The following is a 21,011-nucleotide window of genomic DNA, read 5'->3' on the forward strand; positions in this document are numbered from 1 at the left end:
GCGGCCGCCGGCGGCGCGCAGGTGCGGGAGCCTGGGCAGTCTGGGTAGGGGCGGGGAGACCCCGGGAGGCGACATGACCCTGATGCCGGCCGCGTTCATCGGCCACGGCAACCCGATGAACGCCCTGGAGCGCAACCGCTACACCGAGGCCTGGGCGACGTTCGGCCGCTCGGTCCCGCGCCCGCGGGCGGTGCTCGTCGTCTCCGCGCACTGGTACGTGCACGCGACCGCCGTCACCGCGATGCCGCGGCCGCGGACCATCCACGACTTCTTCGGCTTCCCGCCCGCCCTCTTCGACGTCGAGTACCCCGCGCCCGGGGCGCCGGAGCTGGTCGAGCAGGTCGCCGACCTCGTCGAGCCCACCTGGGTCGGCGCGGACCTGGACAGCTGGGGCATCGACCACGGGGCCTGGTCGGTGCTGCGCCACGTGTTCCCCGACGCCGACGTGCCCGTCGTCCAGCTGTCGGTCAACGCGCTCAAGCCGGCCGAGTACCACCTGCAGCTGGGGGCGGCGCTCGCCCCGCTGCGCGAGGACGGCGTGCTGGTGGTCGGCAGCGGCAACGTGGTGCACAACCTCGGCGGCGTCAGCCGCGCCCTGCCCGACGCCGGCTTCGACTGGGCGCAGCGCTTCGACGAGGCCGCGCGCGAGCTGATGACCGGGGACCCGTCGGCGGTCGGGCGGCTGGACGGGCACCGGGACTTCGACCTCGCCGTCCCGACGCCCGACCACTTCCTGCCGCTGCTCTACGTCGCCGGCCTGGCCGGCGCCACGGGGACCGCCGCGGACGTGCTGGTCGACGGCTACGCCTACGGGTCGCTGTCGATGACGTCCTACACGGTGGGGGCCGACGTCCCCGACGCCGCCGGCAGCGGGTTCGCCGCGCCGCTGCCCGACGACCCGCCGCCGGACGGCGCCAACATCTAGGCCCGCCCGGCGCCCAGCCCCACGACCTCGCCCACGACCCACACCGCCGGCGGCCGGATCGCCTCGTCGGCGAGCGTCCGCGCCAGCCCGGCCAGGGTGGTGCGGACGACGCGCTGGCCCGGCGTCGACCCGTCGGCGACGACCGCGACGGGCGTGGCGGGGTCCCGGCCGTGCTCGACGAGCGCGGCGGAGATCCGCGGTGCGGTGTCGACGCCCATGAGGACGACGAGCGTGCCGCGCAGCCGCCCCAGCGCCGCCCAGTCGACCAGCGAGGCGGGGTGGCCCGGCGGCACGTGCCCGGAGACGACGACGAACTCGTGGGTCAGCCCGCGGTGGGTGACCGGGATGCCCGCCAGCGCGGGGACACCGATCGCCGAGGTCACGCCGGGGACGACCTCGACGGGCACGCCCGCGGCGGCGCAGGCCTCGACCTCCTCCATGCCGCGGCCGAAGACGAACGGGTCGCCGCCCTTGAGCCGGACCACCCGCTTGCCGGCCAGCGCCCGGTCGACCAGCAGCTGGTTGATCTGCTCCTGGGCCATGGAGCGGCCGCGGGGCAGCTTGGAGGCGTCGATGACCTCGACGTCGGCGGGCAGCGAGGCCAGCAGCGACTGCGGCGCGAGGTGGTCGGCGACCACGACGTCGGCCTGCGCGACCGCGTGCTGGCCGCGGACCGTGATCAGCTCCGGGTCGCCGGGGCCGCCGCCGACCAGCACCACGGTGCCGGCGGGCCGGCCGTCGCGGGTGCGGCCGGCGGTGTCGCGGATGCTGCCGTCGGCCAGCCCGGCGAGCACCTGGTCGCGGACGCCGACGGCGCGCTGCGGGTCCCCGCCGCCGTGCACGCCGACCACGAGGTCGCCGTGCCGGCCGACGGCCGGGGTCCACACGCTGGAGACGGCGCGGTCGTCGGCGCGGGCGCAGAACACGCGCAGCGAGTCGGCCTCGGCGGCGACGGCCGCGTTCACCTCGGGATCGTCGGTGGCGGCCACCGCGTACCAGGCGCCGGCGAGGTCGCCGGGCTCGTAGCGGCGCGCCAGCCAGGTGACCGCGCCGGGGGCGACGAGCGCCTCCAGCGCGGGGGTGACCTCCGGGCTGACGAGCACGACGTCGGCGCGGGCCTCGAGCAGCCCGGCGACGCGCCGGTGGGCGACCCGCCCGCCGCCGACGACGACCACGCGCCGGCCGAGCAGCCGCAGCCCGACGGGGTAGACGACCCCGCTGCCGGGGTCGACCGGGGTCGCGCTCACTTCTCCGTGACCCCCGCGGAGTCGAAGGTGGCGACGTCGCTCAGCGCCCGCGCCGCGCTGGCCACCAGCGGCAGCGACAGCAGCGCGCCGGTGCCCTCGCCCAGCCGCAGGTCCAGGCCCAGCAGCGGCCGCATGCCCAGCGCCTGAAGGGCCAGGGCGTGCCCGGGCTCGGCGGAGCTGTGGCCGGCCAGCGCGAACTCCAGCGCCGTCGGGCACAGCGCGGCGGCGACCAGCGCGGCCGACCCGGCGATCACGCCGTCCAGCAGCACCGGCACGCGGGCGGCGGCGGCGCCGAGCACGAACCCGGCGATCGCCGCGTGCTCCAGGCCGCCGACCTCGGCCAGGGCCGCCAGCGCCTCCTCGGGCGTGCCGGGGCGGCCGGGCACCCGCGCCACGGCGCGCTCGACGACGGCGACCTTGCGGGCCAGCGTCGGGTCGTCGACGCCGGTGCCGCGGCCGGTCGCCGCGGCAGCGGGCGCGCCGGTGAACGCGCTGACCAGCGCCGCCGAGGCGGTGGTGTTGCCGATGCCCATGTCACCGGTGACCAGGCAGCCGTGGTCGGCGGCCAGCGAGGTGGCCACCTCGATGCCGGCCTCGACCGCGCGCCGGGCCTCGTCGAGGGTCATGGCCGGGCCGGTGGCGAGGTCGGCGGTGCCCGCCCGGACCTTCGCGCTGCGCAGCCGGCCGCCGGCCTCGACCGCGTACGGCGTGGCGACGCCGACGTCCACCACGACGACGTCGGCACCCAGCTGCGCGGCGAAGGCGTTCACCACGGCGCCGCCGGCCAGGAAGTTGGCGACCATCTGCGCCGTCACCTCCTGCGGCCACGGGGTGACGCCCTGGGCGTGCACGCCGTGGTCGGCGGCGAAGACGGCGACGGCGGCCGGCGCCGGCAGCGGCGCGGGGCACCGGCCGGCGATGCCGGCCAGCTGGGCGGCGACGTCCTCGAGCACGCCGAGCGAGCCCGGCGGCTTCGTCATGCGGTCCAGCCGCTCGCGGGCGGCGCGCTCGGCGGCGGCGTCGCGCGGCGCGACGGCGGCGACGGTGGCGCCGAGCAGGGTGCCGGGGAACGGGGTGGGGTCGGTGCTCAGGGGATCTCCTCCAGGACGGGGGGTGCGGTCCGCGCCGTCGGGGACGCGTCGATGATCGCAGCGAGGTCCGCGGCGAACGCACGGGAGGTCCGCGGGTCGCGGACGGCGACCCGCAGGTGGTCGGGGCCGAGGCCGGGGAAGGTGTCGCCGCGGCGGACGGCCCAGCCCCGCGCCCGCAGCTGCGCGCGCACCCGCTCGCCGCCGGCCACGCGCAGCAGCACGAACGAGGACCGGGGCTCGCCCACGACCTCGACCCCGGGCGGGAGCGCGCCCAGCAGCGCGTCGCGGTGGGCGGCCAGCTCGGCGGCGGCGGCGCCGGCCTCGGCGCGGGCGGCGGGGGTGGTGCACGCGGCGAGCGCCGCCAGCGCCGGCGTGGACACCGGCCAGTGCGGCTGGGCGGCGGCCAGCGTGGCGACCAGCTCGGCCGGGCCCAGCGCGTAGCCCACCCGCAGGCCGGCCAGGCCCCAGGTCTTGGTGAGGCTGCGGACGACGAGCAGCCCGGGCAGGTCCCGCCGCGCGGCCAGCGACTCCGGCTCGCCGGGCACCGTGTCGGCGAACGCCTCGTCGACCAGCAGCACCCGGCCGGGGCGGGCCAGCGCCGCGACGTCGGCGGCGGGGTGCAGCACCGACGTCGGGTTGGTCGGGTTGCCCAGCACGACCAGGTCGGCGTCGGCGGGCACCGCGGCCGGGTCGAGCCGGTGGCGGGGGGCGTCCAGCAGCAGCCGCTCGACCGGGTGCCCCGCGGCCCGCAGGGCGGCCTCGGGCTCGGTGAACGAGGGGTGGACGACGACGGCGCGGCGCGGCCGCAGCGCCCGCGCGACCAGCACGAACACCTCGGCGGCGCCCGCGGCGAGCAGGACCTCCGCCGGCGGCCGGCCGTGCGCGGCTGCGACCGCGGCGCGGGCGGGACCGGCGTCGGGGTAGGCGGCGGCGCCGTCCAGCGCCCGGTGCAGCACCTCGCGCAACCACGGCGGCGGGGTGTCGGCGCGGACGTTCACGGCGAGGTCGACGAGGCCGGGGGCGAGCTCGGCGTCCCCGTGGTGGTCGAGGTCGTGCCGGTCGGGGTGGGCGTTCACGGGCGGGCCACCGCCACCGTCACGCGGCCGTGCACCGTCCGGCCGACGACGAGGGTGCCGCCGGCGAGCAGCGCCGCGGCCTCGGCGACCGACGGCGTGCCGATCGCCGCGGCGACCCGCGCCGACACGGTGGGCACCGGCACCCGGGCGAGCACCTCGGCCGGGTGGCCGGTGAGCGGCCAGCCGCGGGCGGCGGCGGCCGCGACGACGCCGGGCTCGGCGGCCCGGCGGTCGACGGTGGCCAGACGGACGTCGCGCGCGCCGTCGGGCAGCACCGCGTCGACGGCGGCCAGCACCTCCTCGGCGGTCACGCCCGGTCGGGCACCGACACCGACCCGGACGGTCCCCGTGGTCACGTGACCACCCCGGGCCGGTCGGGCAGCGCGGCGAGCAGCTCGGACGCGTCGCGGGGGAGGGCGCCGTCGGGCAGCAGCCCCAGCTCCCGCAGCCGGGCGCCGACGGTCAGCGCCCACGGCCGGTCCAGCCGGGCGCGGGCGAGCAGGGCGTCGTCGCCGAGCACCGCCGCCGGCGCGCCCTGCACCACCCGCCGGTCGACGACGACGGCGACCTCGTCGGCCCAGCGGAGGGCCAGGTCGACGTCGTGGGTGCTCATGACGACCGTCGTCCCGGAGTCCTGCAGCCGGGTGAGCGCGGACAGCGCCTCGGCGACCGCGGACGGGTCCAGCCCGGCGGTCGGCTCGTCCAGCAGCAGCACGCAGGGGCGCATGGCGACCGCGCCGGCGATCGCGACACGCTTGCGCTCGCCGTAGGACAGCTGGTGGGTGGGGCGCGCGGCCAGCCCGTCGACGGCGAGCAGCGCCAGCGCCTCGGCGACGCGGGCGCGGACGGCGTCCTCGGGCAGGCCGAGGTTGAGCGGGCCGAAGGAGACGTCCTGGGCGACGGAGGCGCTGAACAGCTGGTCGTCGGGGTCCTGCAGGACCAGCTGCACCTCCTGCCGGTGCTCGCGCAGGCCGCGGCGGGTGTGCCGCAGCGGCGCGCCGTCGAGCAGGACCGCACCGGCGGTGGGCTCCAGGGCCCCGGACAGGCAGCGCAGCAGCGTCGTCTTGCCCGAGCCGTTCGCGCCGAGCACCGCCAGCCGGCGGCCGGCGGGCACGGCCAGCGAGGCGCCGTCCAGCACCCGCCGGCCGCGCTCGTAGCCGACCACGAGCCGGTCGGCGGCCAGGGACCGGTGGCTCACGGGGCGACCACCAGGGACGCCGCGACGATCCCGGCGAGCAGCGTGACCGAGCAGGCCAGGAACGCGCGGGAGGAGGGCAGCACCTCGGGCAGCACCCGCAGCCCGGTCTCCAGGCCGCGCCCGGCCAGGCCGTCCTGCAGGCGGCGGGCCCGGTCCCAGGAGCGGGTGAGGACGGCGGCCGCGAGCGCGCCGGAGGAGCGCCAGGACCGCCGCCACGACGAGTAGCCCATCCGCGCGGTCTGCGCCTCGCGGATCGTGCCGAGGCTCTCCAGCAGCACGAACAGCAGTCGGTAGGTCACCGACGCCACCTCGACCACCGCCGCCGGCACCCGCAGCCGGCGCAGCGCGGGCAGCAGGTCGGCCATCGGCGTCGTGGTGGCCAGCAGCAGCACCGCGGCGCCGCCGGCGAGGGCGTGGCCCACCAGCGAGCCGGCGCGCGCGGCCGCGTCGGGGGCCCAGCCGAGCCCGCCGTCCAGCGAGACCACCGAGGTCAGCGCGCCGATCACGACGAACGCCAGCGGCCAGCGCACGGCGCGGGCGAAGGTCGCGGCCGGGACCCGGGCCGGGCCGAGCGCCAGGACGACGGCGGTGGCGCCGACGAGCACGCTGCCCGGCCAGGCGGGCAGCACGAGCGCGCACACCACCAGCCCGGCGCTCAGCAGCAGCTTGTCGCCGGGGGAGCGCCGCCGCCAGGCACTGGACCAGGCGGCGTCGTCGACGGCGAGACCGGTCACGGGGTCTCGGCGGGGTCGGGGATCGGCGGGGGAGCCGCCGTCCGCGCCGCCTGGCGCCGCCCGCGCAGCCGGCCGACGACGTAGCCGAGCACCGCGCCGCCGAGGGCCGCCTGCAGCGCGAAGAGCCCGGACTCGACCTCCGAGGACCCCGGCGAGAACAGCGAGTCGAACCAGGGGGTGTACCCGGTCTCCTCGATGACCTCGGTGGCCTGGCTGTCCGCGCCGGCGTACTCCGAGGAGCCGCCGTCCAGCAGCAGCGGAACGGCGAACAGCGCGACGACGGCCAGGACGAGCGCGACGGTGACCAGCGTGCGGCGGCTCATCGGGCCCCCTCCTGCTCCGGGACCGGGCGCAGCAGGCCCAGCCGTTCGAGTTCGGGCCGGGCGTTGGTGGTCAGCACCCGGAACAGCAGGACGCCGAGCAGGCCCTCGCCCAGCGCCAGCGGGATCTGGGTGACGGCGAAGACCCCGAGGAACTTCGCGGCCGCGCCGGCCAGGCCGCTGCCGGCGTCGGGGAAGGCCAGCGCCAGCTGCAGCGCGGTCGTCACGTAGGTGGCCAGGTCCGCGACCACCATCGCGACGAAGACGCCCGGCAGCAGCCCGCCGCCCAGCCGGCGGGTGAGCCGGTAGGCGCCGTAGCCGGCCCAGGGCCCGACGACCGCCATGGAGAAGGCGTTGGCGCCCAGCGTGGTGAGCCCGCCGTGGGCCAGCAGCAGCGCCTGGAACAGCAGCACCACCGTGCCCAGCAGGGCCATCACCGGCGGCCGGAAGAGCACCGCGCCCGCGCCGGTGCCGGTCGGGTGGCTGGAGCTGCCGGTGACAGAGGGCAGCTTGATCGCGCTCAGCACGAACGTGAACGCGCCGGCCGCGCCGAGCAGCAGCGTGTTCTCCGGCTTCTCGCGCACCTCCCTGACCACGGCGCGCGCCCCGTGGACGACGAACGGCGCGGCGGCGACGGTCCACCCGACGGCGTGCAGTGGCGGCAGGAAACCCTCAGCGATGTGCATGGTGCTCCGTCCGGTCGATCGTGCGGGTCGGCTGGGAGGAGCCCGCGCAGGAGGTGACGAACCGGGCGGCCAGCGAGGGGCTGCCGGCCCAGTGCAGGTGCAGGTAGGAGGCGTGCACGGACCCGGCCGCGAAGCCCTCGGCGGTGGCGCCGGCGGGGCCGGACCACTGCCAGGCGGGGATCGCGCCGGCGCCGGGCGTCGCCGCCGTCCGGTGGAACTCGTGCCCGCGCACCCGGGTGCCGGCCGCGGCGAGCACGGAGTCGGTGGGGGCGACGGCGGCGCGGTAGCCGAGGGTCAGCCGCGGGGCCATCGCCGTCGACACGTCCAGGACGCCGCACATCGGGTGCCCGTCGAGCTCGCGGGCCAGGTAGAGCAGTCCGGCGCACTCGGCGGCGACCGGCAGGCCGCGGGCGGCGTGCGCGGCGACGTCGGCGCGCAGGGAGGCGTTGGCCGACAGCTCCGCGGCGTAGACCTCGGGGAAGCCGCCGCCGACGACGAGCCCGGCGGTGCCCTCGGGCAGGGCCTCGTCACGCAGCGGGTCCACGACCACGACCTCGGCGCCGGCCGCGGCCAGCAGCTCGGCGTTCTCGGCGTAGCCGAAGGTGAAGGCGGGCCCGCCGGCGACGGCGATCCGCGGCCGGCCGGGGACGACGTCGACCTCGGCGGCGGGGTCCCACGGTGCGGCGTCCAGGTCGCCGGTGGCGCGGGCCAGCGCGAGGACGGCGTCCAGGTCGACCCCGGCCGCCACCACCTCGCCGAGCCGGCGCACGGTGTCCAGCGCCTCGGCCGACCGCTCGGCGGCGGGCACCAGCCCGAGGTGGCGCGACGGCGTGCCGACGGCATCGGTGCGCGGGACGGCGCCCAGCACCGGGACCCCGGCGCCGTCGAGCGCCTCGCGCAGGATCGCCTCGTGCCGGGGGCTGCCGACGCGGTTGAGCACCACGCCGCCCAGCCGCACCGCCGGGTCGAAGGTTGCGAAGCCGTGCACCAGCGCCGCGACGCTCTGCGCCTGGGCGCTCGCGTCGACCACGAGCACCACGGGGGCCTGCAGCAGCCGGGCGACGTGCGCGGTCGAGCCGAAGCCGGGGGCGACGTGCGGGTGGCTGGCGCCGTCGAACAGGCCCATCACGCCCTCGACCACGGCGACGTCCGCCCCGCGGGAGCCGTGCAGGAACAGCGGTGCGATCCGCTCCTCGCCGACCAGCCAGGGGTCGAGGTTGCGGCCCGGGCGTCCGGCGGCGAGGCCGGCGTACCCGGGGTCGATGTAGTCGGGGCCGACCTTGTGCGGGGAGACGGCCAGGCCGCGGGCGGTGAGCGCGGCGACCAGCCCGGTGGTGACCGAGGTCTTGCCCGCCCCGCTGGTGGGCGCGGCGACGACGACGCGGGGGGTGCTCACGCCGCCGCTCCCTCGGTGATCATCGGCAGGTGGCTGTCCCCGCCGGCGTGTCGGGCAGCCACCTGCCGATGATCAACACGACCCGGGGTGCGCCGGGCGGGGGTCACCACTCGATCCCCCGCTGGCCCTTCTGGCCGGCGTCCATCGGGTGCTTGACCTTGGTCATCTCCACGACCAGGTCGGCGGCCTCGACGAGCGCCGGGTGCGCGTCCCGGCCGGTGATCACCACGTGCTGGGTGCCCGGGCGGTGCGTGAGGGTCTCGACGACCTCGTCGACGTCCACCCAGCCCCACTTCATCGGGTAGGTGAACTCGTCGAGCACGTAGAAGCGGTGCGCCTCCGCGGCGAGGTCGCGCTTGATCTGCGCCCAGCCCTCGGCGGCGTCGGCGGCGTGGTCGACGTCGGTGCCCTGGCGGCGCGACCAGCTCCAGCCGCTGCCCATCTTGTGCCAGACGACCGGGCCGCCCTGGCCGGTCGTGGCGTGCAGCTCGCCGAGCGCGGTGAGCGCCGTCTCCTCGCCGACCCGCCACTTGGCGCTCTTGACGAACTGGTAGACCGCGACCGACCAGCCCTGGTTCCACGCCCGCATGGCCATGCCGAACGCGGCGGTGGACTTGCCCTTCATCTCGCCGGTGTGCACGACCAGCAGCGGCCGGTTGCGGCGCGCCTTCGTCGTGAGCCCGTCGTCGGGGGTGACGGCGACCTTCCCCTGGGGCACCTCAGGCCGCCTCTCGCACGGCGCGGACGGTGCCGGCCAGGCTCTCGGCGGCCAGCTCCTCCAGCCGCAGCGTCTGCGCGTCCAGGTGCGCCCCGAGCTGCGCGGCCAGCCCGAGCCGCACCGGCCCGGACTCGCAGTCGACGACGACGCTCGCCGTCTCCGCCGCGGCCAGCAGCCGCGCCGCGCGGGAGGCCTGCCCGAGGGCGTCGGTGCCGCGCGCGCCGGTGGCCCGGCCGTCGGTGACGACGACCAGCAGCGGACGGCGCTGCGGCTCGCGGATCCGCTCCACCCGCAGCACCTCGTGCGCGCGCAGCAGCCCGGCGGCCAGCGGGGTGCGCCCGCCGGTGGGCAGCTCGCGCAGCCGGGCGGCGGCCGCCTCGACCGACCAGGTGGGCGGCAGGGCCAGCTCGGCGTCCCCGCCGCGGAAGGTGACCAGCCCGACCTTGTCCCGCCGCTGGTAGGCGTCCAGCAGCAGGGACAGGACGGCGCCCTTGACCGCGCTCATGCGGGCCCGCGAGCCCATCGAGCCGCTGGCGTCGACGACGAACAGGACGAGGTTGCCCTCGCGCCCCTCCAGCGCGGCCTGGCGCAGGTCCTCGCGGGCGACCCGCAGGCCTGGGCCGGAGCGACCGCGGGCGTGCTGGTGCGGGGCGGCGGCGAGCACCGTGTGGACCAGGTGCAGGCGGGTGACCGGGCCGGCCGGGCGGGTCGAGCCGACGACCCGGCCGCGCTCGGACCGCGCCCGCGACCGGCGGCCGGCCGCGCCCGCGCCGATGCCGGGGACCTCGAGGCGGCGGGTGCGGAACGGGTCGGCGGCCTCGACGGCGGCCCGCTCGGGTGCGGGGGCGGCGGGGGTCTCGGTCGCCGCGGCGTCGTCCTCGCCGGGCATGGGAGGCCTTCCCCCGGTCTCGGCGGCCGGAGCACGGGGATCGCTTCCCATGCCCTGACCGGTCGCGGGGTCGGGGGACCCGTCCGGGGTGTCGCCGCCGTCGGGGCCGTCGGGGATGTCGTCGCCGGGACCGCCGCCGGCCCCGGGGCCGTCGTCGTCCGGGTCGGTCGGGTCCTCGGGGCGGGCGTCGGACAGCGCCTGCTCGAGGGTGTCCTCGTCCAGGCCGGGCGCGTCGAACGGGTTGCGCCTGCGGCGGTGGGGGAGCGCGAGGCGGGCGGCCACCCGCACGTCGTCCTCGGTGACGGCGTCCCGCCCGCTCCACGCCGCGTGCGCGATGGCGGCGCGGGCGGTGACCAGGTCGGCGCGCAGCCCGTCGACGTCGAAGGCCGCGCAGACCGCGGTGACCTGACGCAGCGCGCCGTCGCCCAGCGCGACGTGCGGCAGCCGCGCCCGGGCCTCGGCGATGCGGGTGGCCAGCGCCGACTCCTCGGCCGCCCAGGTGGCGGCGAAGCCGGCCGGGTCGGCGTCGGCGGCGAAGCGGCGGCGGACCACCTCCGCGCGCTCGGCCGGGTCCCGCGGCGCGGCGACCTCGACGGTCAGCCCGAACCGGTCGAGCAGCTGCGGGCGCAGCTCGCCCTCCTCGGGGTTCATCGTCCCGACCAGCAGGAACCGCGCCGCGTGCCGCACGGACACGCCCTCGCGCTCCACGTAGGCGGTGCCCATCGCGGCGGCGTCGAGCAGCAGGTCGACCAGGTGGTCGTGCAGCAGGTTGACCTCGTCGACGTAGAGCACGCCGCGGTGGGCGGCGGCGAGCAGGCCCGGCTCGAAGGCCTTCACGCCCTCGGTGAGCGCCCGCTCGAGGTCCAGGGAGCCGACGACGCGGTCCTCGGAGGCGCCGACCGGCAGCTCCACGAGCCGGGCGGGTCGGGTGCCGGCCGGGGCGCCGGCGTCGTGCGGACCGTCGGGGCAGGCCGGGTCCGGTGCGGCCGGGTCGCAGGCGAAGCGGCACCCGGTGACGACGGCGACCGGCGGCAGCACCGCGGTCAGCGCGCGCACCGCCGTCGACTTGGCCGTGCCCTTCTCGCCGCGCACGAGCACCCCGCCGATCGCGGGGGAGACGGCGTTGAGCAGCAGGGCCAGGCGCATGTCGGCCATGCCGACGACGGCGCTGAACGGAAGGCTCATGGAGTGCTGGCGAGCACGACACTCGTCCTCTCCCCGGGTGTCCACGCCCGGAGGTGGCAGGGACGACGGCGGGAGTCTCCTGGCTCCCGGATCAGCGCCCGGCCCCGGCCTTCCCGCCCCGGGGGGCAGTGGCACGCGAGGGGGTCGGACTCCCCGGTCACAGTGGCGGGACCGCGCCGGAGTCTCACCGGGCTTCCTCCACTGCCGTCGCTGTGGCGCGGCCATCACACCACGGCGGCGGGCCGTGCCGACAGCCAGGCCGTCACTTGACGATGTGGAAAGTGACCGTGCACTCTTTCCGACATGGAAAGCAACGGCATCGACCGGGACACCGCCGCGGCCCAGCTGGCCGCCCTGCGCGCCGACCGCGTGGCGCTGGCCGAGCGCGCCGTCGCCCCCTGGTGGTACGACGTCGCGCTGGGGGTGCTGCTCTTCGCGTTCCTGGCCTCCTACGCGTTCGACTCGCTGTGGGTGACCTTCCCGGCGCTGGTCCTCTTCGCCGCCGGGCTCGGTGCGCTCGTGGCGGCCTACAAGCGCATCACGGGGATCTGGGTGAACGTGACCTGGCCGGTCATGGCGGTGTGGGCCGGCATCGTCCTGGTGGTCCTCGTGCCGGCGTTCGTGCTCGCGGAGGGCTTCGGCCAGCACTGGGTGATGGTCGTGGCCGGGGCGGTCCTCGGCCTCGCCGTCGTCGCCTTCGGGCGCTCCTACGGCCGCCGGTTCGCCGCCGAGCTGCGGAGCGGTCTGTGACGGCGGGCGCGGACACGGCGCCGCGGTTCGACGCGGTCATCCACCCCCCGCCCCGGCTGCAGATCTGCGGGCTGCTCGCCGCCGTCGACACGGTGGAGTTCGCCACCGTGCGCGACACCGTCGGGGTCAGCGACTCCGTCCTCTCCAAGCACGTGAAGCAGCTGGAGGAGGCCGGGTACGTGCGGGCGCGCAAGGCCACGGTCGCCTCCCGCCAGCGCACCAGCCTGGCCCTCACGGCGGAGGGACGGCGGGCCTTCGACGCCCACGTCGCCGAGCTGCGGCGGATCGCCGGGGTCTGACCCCGGCCGCGGGCGGAGCGACGTGCGGTCGCGGCGAGTCCTCGCCCCGGGACCCGCCACGACCGCACACTGCTCGCCCGGGAGTCGCCGCCCCGTGCGGCCCGCCCGGCGCCGGGGCGGGCAGAGTGACGCCGGTGAGCGCAGTGCGGCGGTGGGGTGACCTGGCCGCCGTGGCCGTCGGGGCCGCGGTGGCCACGTCCGTCCTCGACCTGCTCGGGCTGCCGTCGGCGGCCCTGTTCGGCGGGCTGCTGGCCGGGCTGGTGCGCGGGCTGGCCGGCCACCGGCGGCTGGAGCTGCCCCGCCCGGTGACGCTCGCCGGGCAGGCCACGCTCGGCGTCTCGATCGGCTCGCTCGTCGACGTCGACACGCTGGCCGCCCTGGGCGCCGACTGGCTGCCCGTCCTGCTGGTGGTGCTCGGCACGCTCGCGCTGAGCCTCGTCGCCGGCGTGCTCCTGCGCCTGGTGCCGGGGATCAGCCCGGTCACCGGCGCCTTCGCCATGATCGCCGGGGGGGCCGCCGGGATCACCGCGATGGCCCGCGACCTGGGCGCCGACGACCGCATGGTCGCCGTCCTGCAGTACCTGCGGGTGCTGCTCATCGTGCTGCTCATGCCGCTGGCCGCCACCGCCGTCTACGGGGCGGCTCCGGGGTCGGGCACCGCGCCCGCGGACACCGGGGGACCGGGCTGGCCGGCCGGGCTCGCCCTCACCCTCGGCTGCTCGGTCGGTGGGGTCCTGCTCGCCCGGCTGCTGCGCATCCCGGTCCCCGCGCTGCTGGGGCCGCTGCTGGTGACCGCGGCGCTGGACCTGTCGGGCCTGTCCGGCGGCGCGCAGGTGCCGCCGCTGCTCGCGGCGGCGGCCTTCGTGGTCATCGGGCTGACCGTCGGGCTGAACCTCGACCGGGCCGGCCTGCGCACCATCGGCCGCGCGCTCCCGCCCGCCCTGGCCATGATCGTCGGGCTGATCGTGGCCAGCGCCGGGCTGGGCGTCGCCCTCGCCGCGGCCACCGGCGCGAGCCAGCTGGACGCCTACCTGGCGACCACCCCCGGCGGGCTCTACGCCGCCCTCGCGACGGCGACGGACGGCGGCGCCGACGCCACCTTCGTGCTGGCCGTCCAGGTGCTGCGGCTGTTCGTGATGCTCGGGACGGCCCCGCTGGTCGCCCGGGTGCTGCGGGGTCGCGCGCCCTGACCGGGGACGGCCACCCGGATGTGGCGACCCGACGGTGTGGACGGCGGTCACCGCCGGGCCGCGGGGCGCCTACCCTCGACCGGGTGTCCGACGCGACGGAGGGGAGCGAGCTGCCCGTGCAGGAGGCGACCGACGACACGGTGCTGCTGTTCGTCGGCGGCCCGCTCGACGGCCGCGTCGAGGTGCGCCCGGCGCGGCACGGCGACCCGCTGCCGACGGTGACCCACGTGCACCTGCACGACGGGCCGAAGGTCGTCAGCCGCTACGACCTGCAGGAGCTGCCCGGTGCCGCCGGCGTCTACCACCTGCGGGCGCCCGCCCGGGGTGGCGCGCCCGGCCGCGGTCGTGGGGGGTCCGCCGGCTGACGGGGCGTCAGGCCCGGCGCAGCACGAAGGCCCAGTAGGCGTACTCGTCGGGGTGGTCGCGGCGCAGGTCGATCTCCGCCCGGTGCGGCGCCAGCGCCGCCGGGTCGACCCCGGCGGCGGCCAGCTCGGCCAGCCGGGCGGCCATCGGCCCGTAGTAGGCCGCCCAGTCCGAGTCCGGCAGCTCCCGCACGGCCAGCACCTCGTAGCCGGCGGCCTCGGCGGCCGACGCCGTCTCCCCGGCCGAGCGCATGGCCGGGTAGGCCGACCAGAACTCCCGGACGGCGGCGGACGGCGGCACGCCGGTCCAGCCGGCGTCGGTGAGGACGAGCACGCCGCCCGGGGCCAGCACCCGCCGCCAGGAGACCAGGGCCTCGTCCACCCCCATCGCGTAGGCGGCGCCCTCGGACCACAGCAGGTCCACGGCGCCGTCGGCCAGCGGCAGCGCGGTCATCGAGGCCTGCACCGGGGCCGGCCACCCGCCGGTCGCGCCCGCGCGCAGCCGGTCGAGGAACGGCCGGTGCAGGTCGAGGCCGACGACGTCGAGGCCCTCGCCCGCGAGTACCCGCGCCGACACGCCCGGGCCGCACCCGACGTCCACCGCGCGCCGGCCGGGCAGCGGGCCGGCCAGGCGCAGCAGCGCGCGGGTGGTCGCGTCGGAGCCGACGCCCTCGCGCGGCAGGTCGCGGTGCACGGCCCAGAAGACGTCGTCCACGGGCTCCAGGCTGCCGCCGCCGTCAACCGGTCCCGGGTGCCGCGGCTACCAGCCCTGCGTCCGGCGGGCGGCCGCCACCACCTCGCCGAACAGGTCGCGGTCCAGGGCGGCGCCCTCCCGGCGGACGTCGGTGGGCTCCAGCAGCAGGAGGCGGTCCAGCCGGACCTCGCTGGGGCGGCCGCGGCTGTCCCAGGCGCCGGACCCGACGTCCATCCAGGCCCGGCCGTGGCGTGCCTCGTCGGCGGCGTCCCGGTCGTGGTCCTTGCTGGTCAGCATCAGCCCGAGCAGCGACGGGCCCCGCCGGCCGATGACCAGCACCGGCCGGTCCTTGCCGCGGCCGTCGCCCTCGTCGTAGGGCACCCAGGCCCAGACGACCTCGCCCGGGTCGGGCCGGCCGTCGTCGTGCGCGCGGTAGGCGAGGTCGACGTCCCCCGGGTCGCCGGGGACGTCGCGCACGCCCGCCCCGGGCGCCGGTGCGGGCGCGGAGCGGGGGGCCGGCCGGGCCGCCCGCCCTGGCCGGGCGGGGGCGTCCGTGCGGTCGCCGCGGGGGCGTGCGGGGCGGGTCGCGGCGTCGAGCACGGTGCGCAGGAACCCGGCCAGCCGCCGTCCGGAGAAGGCCATGCCCGCACGGTACGGACCGCCGGACCGGGCGTCCCAGATGTCACTCGTGACACATCGGCATCAATCGGTCACGGATCTGGTTCGGAACGCCGACAGCGGGGCACCATGTCCCTCGGGACGGTCGGGGGGCCGTCTCCGAGAGGAGAGGCCCATGACCTCGGCCGAGCCCGTGCCGCCACCGTTCCTCCGACCGCGCGAGGTGAAGGCCAGCGTGCTGGCCGCCTTCCAGCTCGTGGAGGACGCCCGCTACCTCGGGAAGGGACGGCGGAGCAGACGGGACCGGACCCGGGCCGCGGCCGAGCGGACGGTCGCCTCCCGCCGGCTGGCCCGCGACATCCGCGCCGGCTGACGCCCCGGCCGGTCGACGTCAGGCCACGCAGAACTCGTTGCCCTCGGGGTCGGCCATCGTAACCCAGCGGAACGGGCCCTGACCGGCCCGCCACAGCTCGCGCGCGCCCGCCGCGGTGAGCCGGGCGACCTCGGCCTCGCGCCGCTCATCGCCCACCCGCAGGTCCAGGTGCACGCGGTTCTTGCCGGACTTGGGTGCGTCGTCCCGCTGGAACAGCACCCGCGGGCGGCCCGGGTCGGGCGAGCGCAGCGCCGCCCCGCTGCGCCAGACCAGCGCGCCCCGGTGCTCGGTGGTCTCCTCCTCGCGGGCGTGCCCCTCCGCCACCATCCGGGCGATGAACGCCGCGTCCTGCGGCTCCACCTCCCAGCCCAGCGCCTCGGCCCACCAGTCGGCCAGCCCGTGCGGGTCGGCGCAGTCGATCGTCACCTGGAACTCGGTCGCCATGGGCCCGCAGGCTAGGGCAGGCCCCCGACAGGACCGCCCGGTTCAGAGCTCCGGGAGCAGGCCCGCCCGCAGGACGTCGTCCGGCGGCAGCGGCGCGGGCAGCCGGCAGTGGTCGCGGAACACCTGGCCGATCGGCGGGAAGTCCCCGCGGCCGCCCCAGCTGTCGGGCGCCCACAGCCCCGACCGGATCAGCGACTTGGCGCACTGGAAGTACGCGCGCTGCACGTCCACGACCAGCACCGACAGCGGCGGCCGGCCGAACTCGGTGAGGTCCAGGCCGAGGTCGTCGGGGCCGACGAGGGTCGCCGTCCCGTACACCCGCAGCACCTCCTCGATGCCCGGCACCAGGAACATCAGCGCCACCCGCGGGTTGGCGACGACGTTGCGCAGGCTGTCGACCCGGTTGTTCCCCGGCCGGTCGGGCAGGGCCAGGCGGTGCTCGTCGAGGACCTTCACGAAGCCCGGCTCACCGCCGCGGGGGGAGACGTCGGGCCACCCCTCGGCGTCGGCGGTCGCGAGCGTCGCCCACGGCGAGATCTCGACGAACGCCCGGCAGTGGGCGTCGACCCGGTCGATCACCTTGTCCAGCGGGATCCGGTTGGGCGCGCGGTAGGCGGCCAGCGGCCCGGCGGCCGGGGGAGTGCTCACCCCCGAGACGGTAACCGGCTCAGCCGACCGTCCCGGCCGGCAGCAGCGGCAGGCCCGCCGGGGGGCCCGACTCCAGCAGCCGCCACAGCGCGTCGGTGTCGGCGTGCTCGGCCACGAGGTCGCCGAGGGCGTCCAGCCGGGCCTCCCGGGCCGCGGCGAACGACGTCGCCGGCGCCGGCACGAACCGCCGGCCCGCCGCGCGCGCCACCTCGGCCAGGAACGCCCGCCGGAAGTCGTCGTCCTCCAGCGCGCCGTGCCAGGTGGTGCCCCACACCGACCCGGCGCGGGCGCCGTCCAGGAACGGCTCGGCCGAGGTGTCCACGCGCACCTGCCCGTGGTGGATCTCGTAGCCGCGCACCGGCCGCCCGTAGGCGGTCCCCACCGGGCGGCCGAGCGTCTTCTCCCGCGCGAAGACGACGTCGGCGGGCAGCAACCCCAGCCCGGGCACGGCCCCGGCCCGCGACTCGACCTCGTCGGTGATGGTGCGCGCCAGCATCTGGTGGCCGCCGCAGATGCCCAGCACCGGCCGGCCCTCGGCCGCGCGGCGCGACACCGCGTCGGCCAGCCCGGTCTCGCGCAGCCAGCGCAGGTCCGCGACCGTCGAGCGGGTGCCCGGCAGCACCACCAGGTCGGCGTCGGCCAGCTCCTCGGGCCGGGTCGCGTAGCGCACCAGCACCCCCGGCTCGGTGGCCAGCGCGTCCAGGTCGGTGAAGTTGGACAGCCGCGGCAGCCGGGCCACCGACACCCGCAGCACCTCCTCGCCGTGCGGCGGCCCCGCCGAGGAGACCCCGGTGGGCACCCCGAGCGAGTCCTCGACGTCCAGCGCCGCCCCGGGCAGCCACGGCAGCACCCCGAGGGTGGGCCGGCCGGTCAGCCGCGTGAGCTCGTCGAGACCGGGGGAGAGCAGCCGGGCGTCCCCGCGGAACTTGTTGACCAGGAACCCGGCGACCAGCCGCTGGTCGGCCGGCGGCATGAGCGCGACCGTGCCGTACAGGGCGGCGAACACCCCGCCCCGGTCGATGTCGCCGACGACCACCACCGGCAGCTGCGCGGCGGTGGCCAGGCCCATGTTGGCGATGTCGTCGGCCCGCAGGTTGATCTCGGTGGGGGAGCCGGCGCCCTCGCACACGACGACGTCGAAGCGGGCCCGCAGGTCGGCCAGGCTGCCGAGCACCTGCTCCAGCAGCGCCGCCTTCATCGGCCGGTAGGACAGCGCGGTCACGTCGGCGACCGGGCGGCCCAGCACCACCACCTGCGAGGAGTCGTCACCACCGGGCTTGAGCAGCACCGGGTTCATCGCGGCCTCGGGCTCCACCCGCGCCGCGGCGGCCTGCATGACCTGCGCCCGGCCGATCTCGGCGCCGTCGGGCGTGACCATCGAGTTGTTGCTCATGTTCTGCGCCTTGAACGGCGCCACGGAGACGCCCTGGCGCACCAGCCACCGGCAGATCCCGGCGGTGACGACGGACTTCCCCGCGTCGGAGGTGGTGCCGGCGACCAGCAGGCCGCCGCTCACGCCGCCTGGCGCGGGTCGCCCCACCCGGCCTTCTCCTGCCCGGAGAGCTCGGCGATCGCGGTCATGATCCGGTCGGTGACCTCGCGGCGGACCCGGCCGTTGCGGGCCTGGCCGCGGTGCTCGGGGAAGGTCAGGGGGGCGCCGAAGGTGACCGTCACCCGGTGCGGGCGCGGCCAGGTGGCGCCCACCGGCTGCACCCGGTCGGTGCCCGACACGGCGACCGGGACGACGGGGCAGTCGGCGGTGAGGGCGAGCCAGGCGACGCCGGTCTTCCCGCGCGCCAGCCGGCCGTCGCGCGACCGCGTGCCCTCGGGGTAGATGCCGAACGCGTCGCCGTCGTGCAGCACGCCCAGCGCGGTGTCCAGCGCCGCCTGCGCGGCCCGGTGGGTCTCCCGCTCGACCGGCAGCGCGCCGAGGGCGGTGAACAGCGTGCGGGTGGACCAGCCGCCGATCCCCGGCGTCGTGAAGTACTCGGCCTTGGCCAGGTAGCGCACCCGTCGCGGCGCGGAGAGCGGGATGACCATGCTGTCGATGAAGGACAGGTGGTTGCTGGCCAGGATCACCGGCCCGGTGGCCGGCACGTTCTCCTGCCCGCTGACGCGGGTGCGGAAGAGCGCGCGGGACAGCGGGCGCAGGACGAACCTCGCGAACCCGTAGAGCACGCCGCGCCTCCCTCGTCGGCCCGGCGTGGACGACCGGGGCACCCGGCAATCCTGCCGGGTGCGCCCGCGCCGCCCGAACGCAGGTCCGCGGGCGCCGTCAGCCGGCGCGGCGCGGCGGGACGACCTCGTGCAGGGCGGCCTGCACGTCCGCCGGCAGCCGCGCGCGGCCGCAGGCGGAGTCGGCGAGGGCGACCGCGAGGTCGCGCACCTTGCGGTGGGTCGTGCTGGAGATGTGGGTCAGCAGTGCGAAGGCGACCTGCTCGGTGCACCCGGTCAGGAGCATCAGGATGCCCTTGGCCTGTTCGATGACCGCCCGGCTGGACATCGCCGTCCGCAGCTGGACGACCTCGAGCTCGAGGGCCTGCACCCGCCCGTCCGGGGCGGGCGGCATGGTCGCTGCAGGTGGACGGACGGGGCGGTGGGTCGGTGCGGGGGCGCTGCTCATCGGTGGGCTCCACGGGAGTGGTGCGGGAACCGGCGTGCGCCGGCGGGGCCGTGGTCTCGACCGCTCGGCTGCGGCGCGCCGGAGGGCTGTCCGCGACCTGACCGTAGCCGCCGGCCGGCAGGTCTGCAGCCCGGCTCACACCACGGCGAGCGAGCGCCCCGCCGCCGGCCGGTCGGCACCGCCGCGGACCGCCGCCTCGGCCTGCACCAGCAGCTCCACCGCGCGCCGCAGCTGGTCGGCGGGGCGGGTGAAGGGCAGCCGCAGGTGGTCGTCGAAGGCGTGCCCCGTGCCGAAGGCCCGCCCCTCGGCGAGCAGCAGCCCCAGCGGCGCGGCCGCGGCGACCAGGGCGGCGGAGCCGACGCCCGGCGGCAGGGTGCACCACAGCGACAGGCCGCCGTCGGGGCAGGGCACGGTCCAGTCCGGCAGCCGCCGGGCCAGCTCCGCGCGCAGCAGGTCGCGCCGCTCGCGCAGCGCCGCCCGGCGCGGCCCGAGGACGGCGTCCAGGTCGCGCACGAGCGTGGTGGCGGCGAGCTGGTCGAGCACGCCGACCGACAGCTGCCGCCGCCGCAGCGACTCCGCGAGCTGGGCGACCAGCGCCGCGTCGGCCCGCACCCAGCCGATCCGCAGCCCGCCCCAGACGGTCTTGGACAGCCCGCCGACGGTGACGGTCGCGGCATCGGGCAGGCCCGCGGCGAACGGGGGGAGCGGGCCGCCGTCCAGGTACAGCTCCGCGCTGATCTCGTCGACGACGGACAGGACGCCGTGCTGCCACAGCGTCGCGGCCAGCCGGCGCCGGCCGGCCGCGCTCAGCCGCGCCCCGGTCGGGTTGGAGGAGTCGGGCATGAGGAACGCCAGCCGCGGGCTGCTCTGCCGCGCCGCCAGCTGCGCCGCGCCGACCACGGCGTCGGGGTCCGCGGCGTCCACCGGCACCGGCAGGCAGCGCCCGCCGTGCGCCTCGACCGCGCCGAGGGCGCCGGGGTAGGTGGGGTGCTCGACCAGCACGCGGTCGCCGGGCTGCAGCAGCGTCTCCAGGACCAGCGCCGTGGCGTCCCCCACCCCGGCGGTGACCAGCACCTGGTCGGCGTCGGTGGGCAGCCCGCGCGCGGTGAACCGGTCGGCCACGGCGGCGCGCAGCTCCGGCAGCCCGCCGCTGGCGTAGCCGTGCCCGGCGGCGAACGCGGGGAGCGCCTCCAGCGCCTGCCGGTAGGCGCCGGTCAGCTGCGGCGCGGCCTCGGGGGCGGCGTGCGCCAGGTCCAGGTAGCGCGGGTCGGTGTTGGGCGCACCCCAGCCCGGCCCGGACCCGGGCAGCTCGGTGACGGTCCCCGAGCCGTGCCGGGTGGTCGCGTGCCCGGAGTCGCGCAGCTCCCGGTACGCGGAGGCGACGGTGACCCGGGAGAGCCCGAGGGCGGCGGCGAGCTCCCGCTCGGGGGGGGGGGGGGGGGGGGGGGGGGGGGGGGGGGGGGGGGGGGGGGGGGGGGGGCGCCGGGCGGGGGGGGGGGCCGCGGGGGCGCGCGCCGCCGCCCCCGCCCCGCCCCGCGCCGCCCG

Annotated in this window: 25 protein-coding genes and 1 riboswitch; of the genes, 6 read left to right on the top strand and 19 right to left on the bottom strand. The window is 78.1% G+C overall.

The annotated features are described in order from the left end of the window. Positions 1 to 73: 73 nt before the first annotated feature. Positions 74 to 925, top strand: a complete 852-nt coding sequence (ygiD, locus tag ACI781_RS11475) for a 4,5-DOPA-extradiol-dioxygenase (RefSeq protein WP_456566228.1) — start codon at positions 74 to 76, stop codon at positions 923 to 925. Here ygiD and cobA read toward each other — a convergent pair. The 11 genes from cobA to ACI781_RS11530 form a co-directional block, all read right to left on the bottom strand. Next, a complete protein-coding gene (gene cobA, locus ACI781_RS11480) occupies positions 922 to 2,172 on the bottom strand; it encodes a uroporphyrinogen-III C-methyltransferase (protein ID WP_456566229.1) in 1,251 nt (416 codons plus the stop codon). The genes ygiD and cobA overlap by 4 nt on opposite strands. Then, positions 2,169 to 3,263 (bottom strand): nicotinate-nucleotide--dimethylbenzimidazole phosphoribosyltransferase, encoded by a 1,095-nt coding sequence (gene cobT / locus ACI781_RS11485; protein WP_456566252.1) that lies wholly within the window; start codon positions 3,261 to 3,263, stop codon positions 2,169 to 2,171. Before cobT ends, cobA begins: the two co-directional genes overlap by 4 nt. Further along, positions 3,260 to 4,339 carry an Rv2231c family pyridoxal phosphate-dependent protein CobC gene (cobC, locus tag ACI781_RS11490; protein ID WP_456566230.1) on the bottom strand — a complete coding sequence of 360 codons (1,080 nt, stop codon included), beginning with the start codon at positions 4,337 to 4,339 and terminating at the stop codon, positions 3,260 to 3,262. Before cobC ends, cobT begins: the two co-directional genes overlap by 4 nt. Then, positions 4,336 to 4,695, bottom strand: coding sequence for a cobalamin biosynthesis protein (locus tag ACI781_RS11495; RefSeq protein ID WP_456566231.1), 360 nt, complete (start codon positions 4,693 to 4,695; stop codon positions 4,336 to 4,338). The genes cobC and ACI781_RS11495 overlap by 4 nt, the downstream gene beginning before the upstream one ends. After that, positions 4,692 to 5,537 (bottom strand): energy-coupling factor ABC transporter ATP-binding protein, encoded by an 846-nt coding sequence (locus ACI781_RS11500; protein WP_456566232.1) that lies wholly within the window; start codon positions 5,535 to 5,537, stop codon positions 4,692 to 4,694. The genes ACI781_RS11495 and ACI781_RS11500 overlap by 4 nt, the downstream gene beginning before the upstream one ends. Continuing rightward, complete coding sequence (gene cbiQ / locus ACI781_RS11505; protein WP_456566233.1) at positions 5,534 to 6,271, bottom strand: cobalt ECF transporter T component CbiQ; 738 nt, start codon at positions 6,269 to 6,271, stop codon at positions 5,534 to 5,536. Before cbiQ ends, ACI781_RS11500 begins: the two co-directional genes overlap by 4 nt. After that, positions 6,268 to 6,594: an energy-coupling factor ABC transporter substrate-binding protein gene (locus ACI781_RS11510; protein ID WP_456566234.1), complete on the bottom strand. Its 327-nt coding sequence runs from the start codon at positions 6,592 to 6,594 to the stop codon at positions 6,268 to 6,270. The genes cbiQ and ACI781_RS11510 overlap by 4 nt, the downstream gene beginning before the upstream one ends. Continuing rightward, complete coding sequence (locus ACI781_RS11515; RefSeq protein ID WP_456566235.1) at positions 6,591 to 7,277, bottom strand: energy-coupling factor ABC transporter permease; 687 nt, start codon at positions 7,275 to 7,277, stop codon at positions 6,591 to 6,593. Before ACI781_RS11515 ends, ACI781_RS11510 begins: the two co-directional genes overlap by 4 nt. Continuing rightward, positions 7,264 to 8,673 (bottom strand): cobyrinate a,c-diamide synthase, encoded by a 1,410-nt coding sequence (locus tag ACI781_RS11520; protein ID WP_456566236.1) that lies wholly within the window; start codon positions 8,671 to 8,673, stop codon positions 7,264 to 7,266. Before ACI781_RS11520 ends, ACI781_RS11515 begins: the two co-directional genes overlap by 14 nt. A gap of 103 nt (positions 8,674 to 8,776) precedes the next feature. Continuing rightward, positions 8,777 to 9,391, bottom strand: a complete 615-nt coding sequence (gene cobO, locus ACI781_RS11525; RefSeq protein WP_456566237.1) for a cob(I)yrinic acid a,c-diamide adenosyltransferase — start codon at positions 9,389 to 9,391, stop codon at positions 8,777 to 8,779. A 1-nt stretch (position 9,392) separates the two neighbouring features. Next, the gene (locus ACI781_RS11530; RefSeq protein WP_456566238.1) at positions 9,393 to 11,465 is read right to left on the bottom strand and encodes a putative cobaltochelatase; all 2,073 of its coding nucleotides are present in this window, start codon (positions 11,463 to 11,465) and stop codon (positions 9,393 to 9,395) included. 73 nt (positions 11,466 to 11,538) lie between these two features. Continuing rightward, positions 11,539 to 11,663: riboswitch (cobalamin riboswitch) on the bottom strand. A gap of 105 nt (positions 11,664 to 11,768) precedes the next feature. Between ACI781_RS11530 and ACI781_RS11535 the strand changes: the two genes are divergently transcribed. The 4 genes from ACI781_RS11535 to ACI781_RS11550 all read left to right on the top strand — a co-directional run bounded on the left by ACI781_RS11535 (position 11,769) and on the right by ACI781_RS11550 (position 14,069). Then, complete coding sequence (locus ACI781_RS11535; protein ID WP_456566239.1) at positions 11,769 to 12,215, top strand: hypothetical protein; 447 nt, start codon at positions 11,769 to 11,771, stop codon at positions 12,213 to 12,215. After that, positions 12,212 to 12,514 carry a transcriptional regulator gene (locus ACI781_RS11540; RefSeq protein WP_456566240.1) on the top strand — a complete coding sequence of 101 codons (303 nt, stop codon included), beginning with the start codon at positions 12,212 to 12,214 and terminating at the stop codon, positions 12,512 to 12,514. The genes ACI781_RS11535 and ACI781_RS11540 overlap by 4 nt, the downstream gene beginning before the upstream one ends. A gap of 134 nt (positions 12,515 to 12,648) precedes the next feature. Further along, positions 12,649 to 13,704, top strand: coding sequence for an AbrB family transcriptional regulator (locus tag ACI781_RS11545; protein ID WP_456566241.1), 1,056 nt, complete (start codon positions 12,649 to 12,651; stop codon positions 13,702 to 13,704). Positions 13,705 to 13,787: 83 nt separating this feature from the next. Further along, the gene (locus ACI781_RS11550; RefSeq protein WP_456566242.1) at positions 13,788 to 14,069 is read left to right on the top strand and encodes a hypothetical protein; all 282 of its coding nucleotides are present in this window, start codon (positions 13,788 to 13,790) and stop codon (positions 14,067 to 14,069) included. A gap of 7 nt (positions 14,070 to 14,076) precedes the next feature. On the opposite strand, the gene ACI781_RS11555 is transcribed toward ACI781_RS11550, so the two are convergent. Continuing rightward, positions 14,077 to 14,781 (bottom strand): class I SAM-dependent methyltransferase, encoded by a 705-nt coding sequence (locus ACI781_RS11555; RefSeq protein WP_456566243.1) that lies wholly within the window; start codon positions 14,779 to 14,781, stop codon positions 14,077 to 14,079. Between the two features lie 45 nt (positions 14,782 to 14,826). Then, positions 14,827 to 15,402, bottom strand: a complete 576-nt coding sequence (locus tag ACI781_RS11560) for a type II toxin-antitoxin system PemK/MazF family toxin (RefSeq protein WP_456566244.1) — start codon at positions 15,400 to 15,402, stop codon at positions 14,827 to 14,829. Positions 15,403 to 15,553: 151 nt separating this feature from the next. Here ACI781_RS11560 and ACI781_RS11565 point away from each other — a divergent pair, with 151 nt between their 5' ends. Continuing rightward, the gene (locus ACI781_RS11565; RefSeq protein WP_456566245.1) at positions 15,554 to 15,751 is read left to right on the top strand and encodes a hypothetical protein; all 198 of its coding nucleotides are present in this window, start codon (positions 15,554 to 15,556) and stop codon (positions 15,749 to 15,751) included. Between the two features lie 18 nt (positions 15,752 to 15,769). On the opposite strand, the gene ACI781_RS11570 is transcribed toward ACI781_RS11565, so the two are convergent. The 6 genes from ACI781_RS11570 to ACI781_RS11595 all read right to left on the bottom strand — a co-directional run. Next, a complete protein-coding gene (locus ACI781_RS11570; RefSeq protein WP_456566246.1) occupies positions 15,770 to 16,195 on the bottom strand; it encodes a VOC family protein in 426 nt (141 codons plus the stop codon). Positions 16,196 to 16,237: 42 nt separating this feature from the next. Next, positions 16,238 to 16,843 (bottom strand): MSMEG_1061 family FMN-dependent PPOX-type flavoprotein, encoded by a 606-nt coding sequence (locus ACI781_RS11575; RefSeq protein WP_456566247.1) that lies wholly within the window; start codon positions 16,841 to 16,843, stop codon positions 16,238 to 16,240. Between the two features lie 19 nt (positions 16,844 to 16,862). Next, positions 16,863 to 18,383, bottom strand: coding sequence for a cobyric acid synthase (locus tag ACI781_RS11580; RefSeq protein WP_456566248.1), 1,521 nt, complete (start codon positions 18,381 to 18,383; stop codon positions 16,863 to 16,865). Continuing rightward, the gene (locus ACI781_RS11585; protein ID WP_456566249.1) at positions 18,356 to 19,021 is read right to left on the bottom strand and encodes a lysophospholipid acyltransferase family protein; all 666 of its coding nucleotides are present in this window, start codon (positions 19,019 to 19,021) and stop codon (positions 18,356 to 18,358) included. Before ACI781_RS11585 ends, ACI781_RS11580 begins: the two co-directional genes overlap by 28 nt. Positions 19,022 to 19,118: 97 nt before the next feature. Next, positions 19,119 to 19,412 carry an ANTAR domain-containing protein gene (locus tag ACI781_RS11590; RefSeq protein ID WP_456566250.1) on the bottom strand — a complete coding sequence of 98 codons (294 nt, stop codon included), beginning with the start codon at positions 19,410 to 19,412 and terminating at the stop codon, positions 19,119 to 19,121. A 189-nt stretch (positions 19,413 to 19,601) separates the two neighbouring features. Next, positions 19,602 to 21,011 (bottom strand): aminotransferase-like domain-containing protein (locus tag ACI781_RS11595; protein ID WP_456566251.1); only part of this gene is annotated, 1,410 nt, incomplete at its 5' end.

Source organism: Blastococcus sp. SYSU D00695 (assembly GCF_054050555.1).

Excerpts from the sequence above, each read along its gene's own strand:
- ACI781_RS11570 (WP_456566246.1), bottom strand. The coding sequence starts at position 16,195 with ATGGCGACCGAGTTCCAGGTGACGATCGACTGCGCCGACCCGCACGGG.
- ACI781_RS11560 (WP_456566244.1), bottom strand. The coding sequence starts at position 15,402 with ATGGCCTTCTCCGGACGGCGGCTGGCCGGGTTCCTGCGCACCGTGCTC.
- ACI781_RS11535 (WP_456566239.1), top strand. The coding sequence starts at position 11,769 with ATGGAAAGCAACGGCATCGACCGGGACACCGCCGCGGCCCAGCTGGCC.
- ACI781_RS11590 (WP_456566250.1), bottom strand. The coding sequence starts at position 19,412 with ATGCCGCCCGCCCCGGACGGGCGGGTGCAGGCCCTCGAGCTCGAGGTC.
- ACI781_RS11515 (WP_456566235.1), bottom strand. The coding sequence starts at position 7,277 with ATGCACATCGCTGAGGGTTTCCTGCCGCCACTGCACGCCGTCGGGTGG.
- ACI781_RS11510 (WP_456566234.1), bottom strand. The coding sequence starts at position 6,594 with ATGAGCCGCCGCACGCTGGTCACCGTCGCGCTCGTCCTGGCCGTCGTC.
- ACI781_RS11530 (WP_456566238.1), bottom strand. The coding sequence starts at position 11,465 with ATGAGCCTTCCGTTCAGCGCCGTCGTCGGCATGGCCGACATGCGCCTG.
- ACI781_RS11565 (WP_456566245.1), top strand. The coding sequence starts at position 15,554 with ATGACCTCGGCCGAGCCCGTGCCGCCACCGTTCCTCCGACCGCGCGAG.
- ygiD (WP_456566228.1), top strand. The coding sequence starts at position 74 with ATGACCCTGATGCCGGCCGCGTTCATCGGCCACGGCAACCCGATGAAC.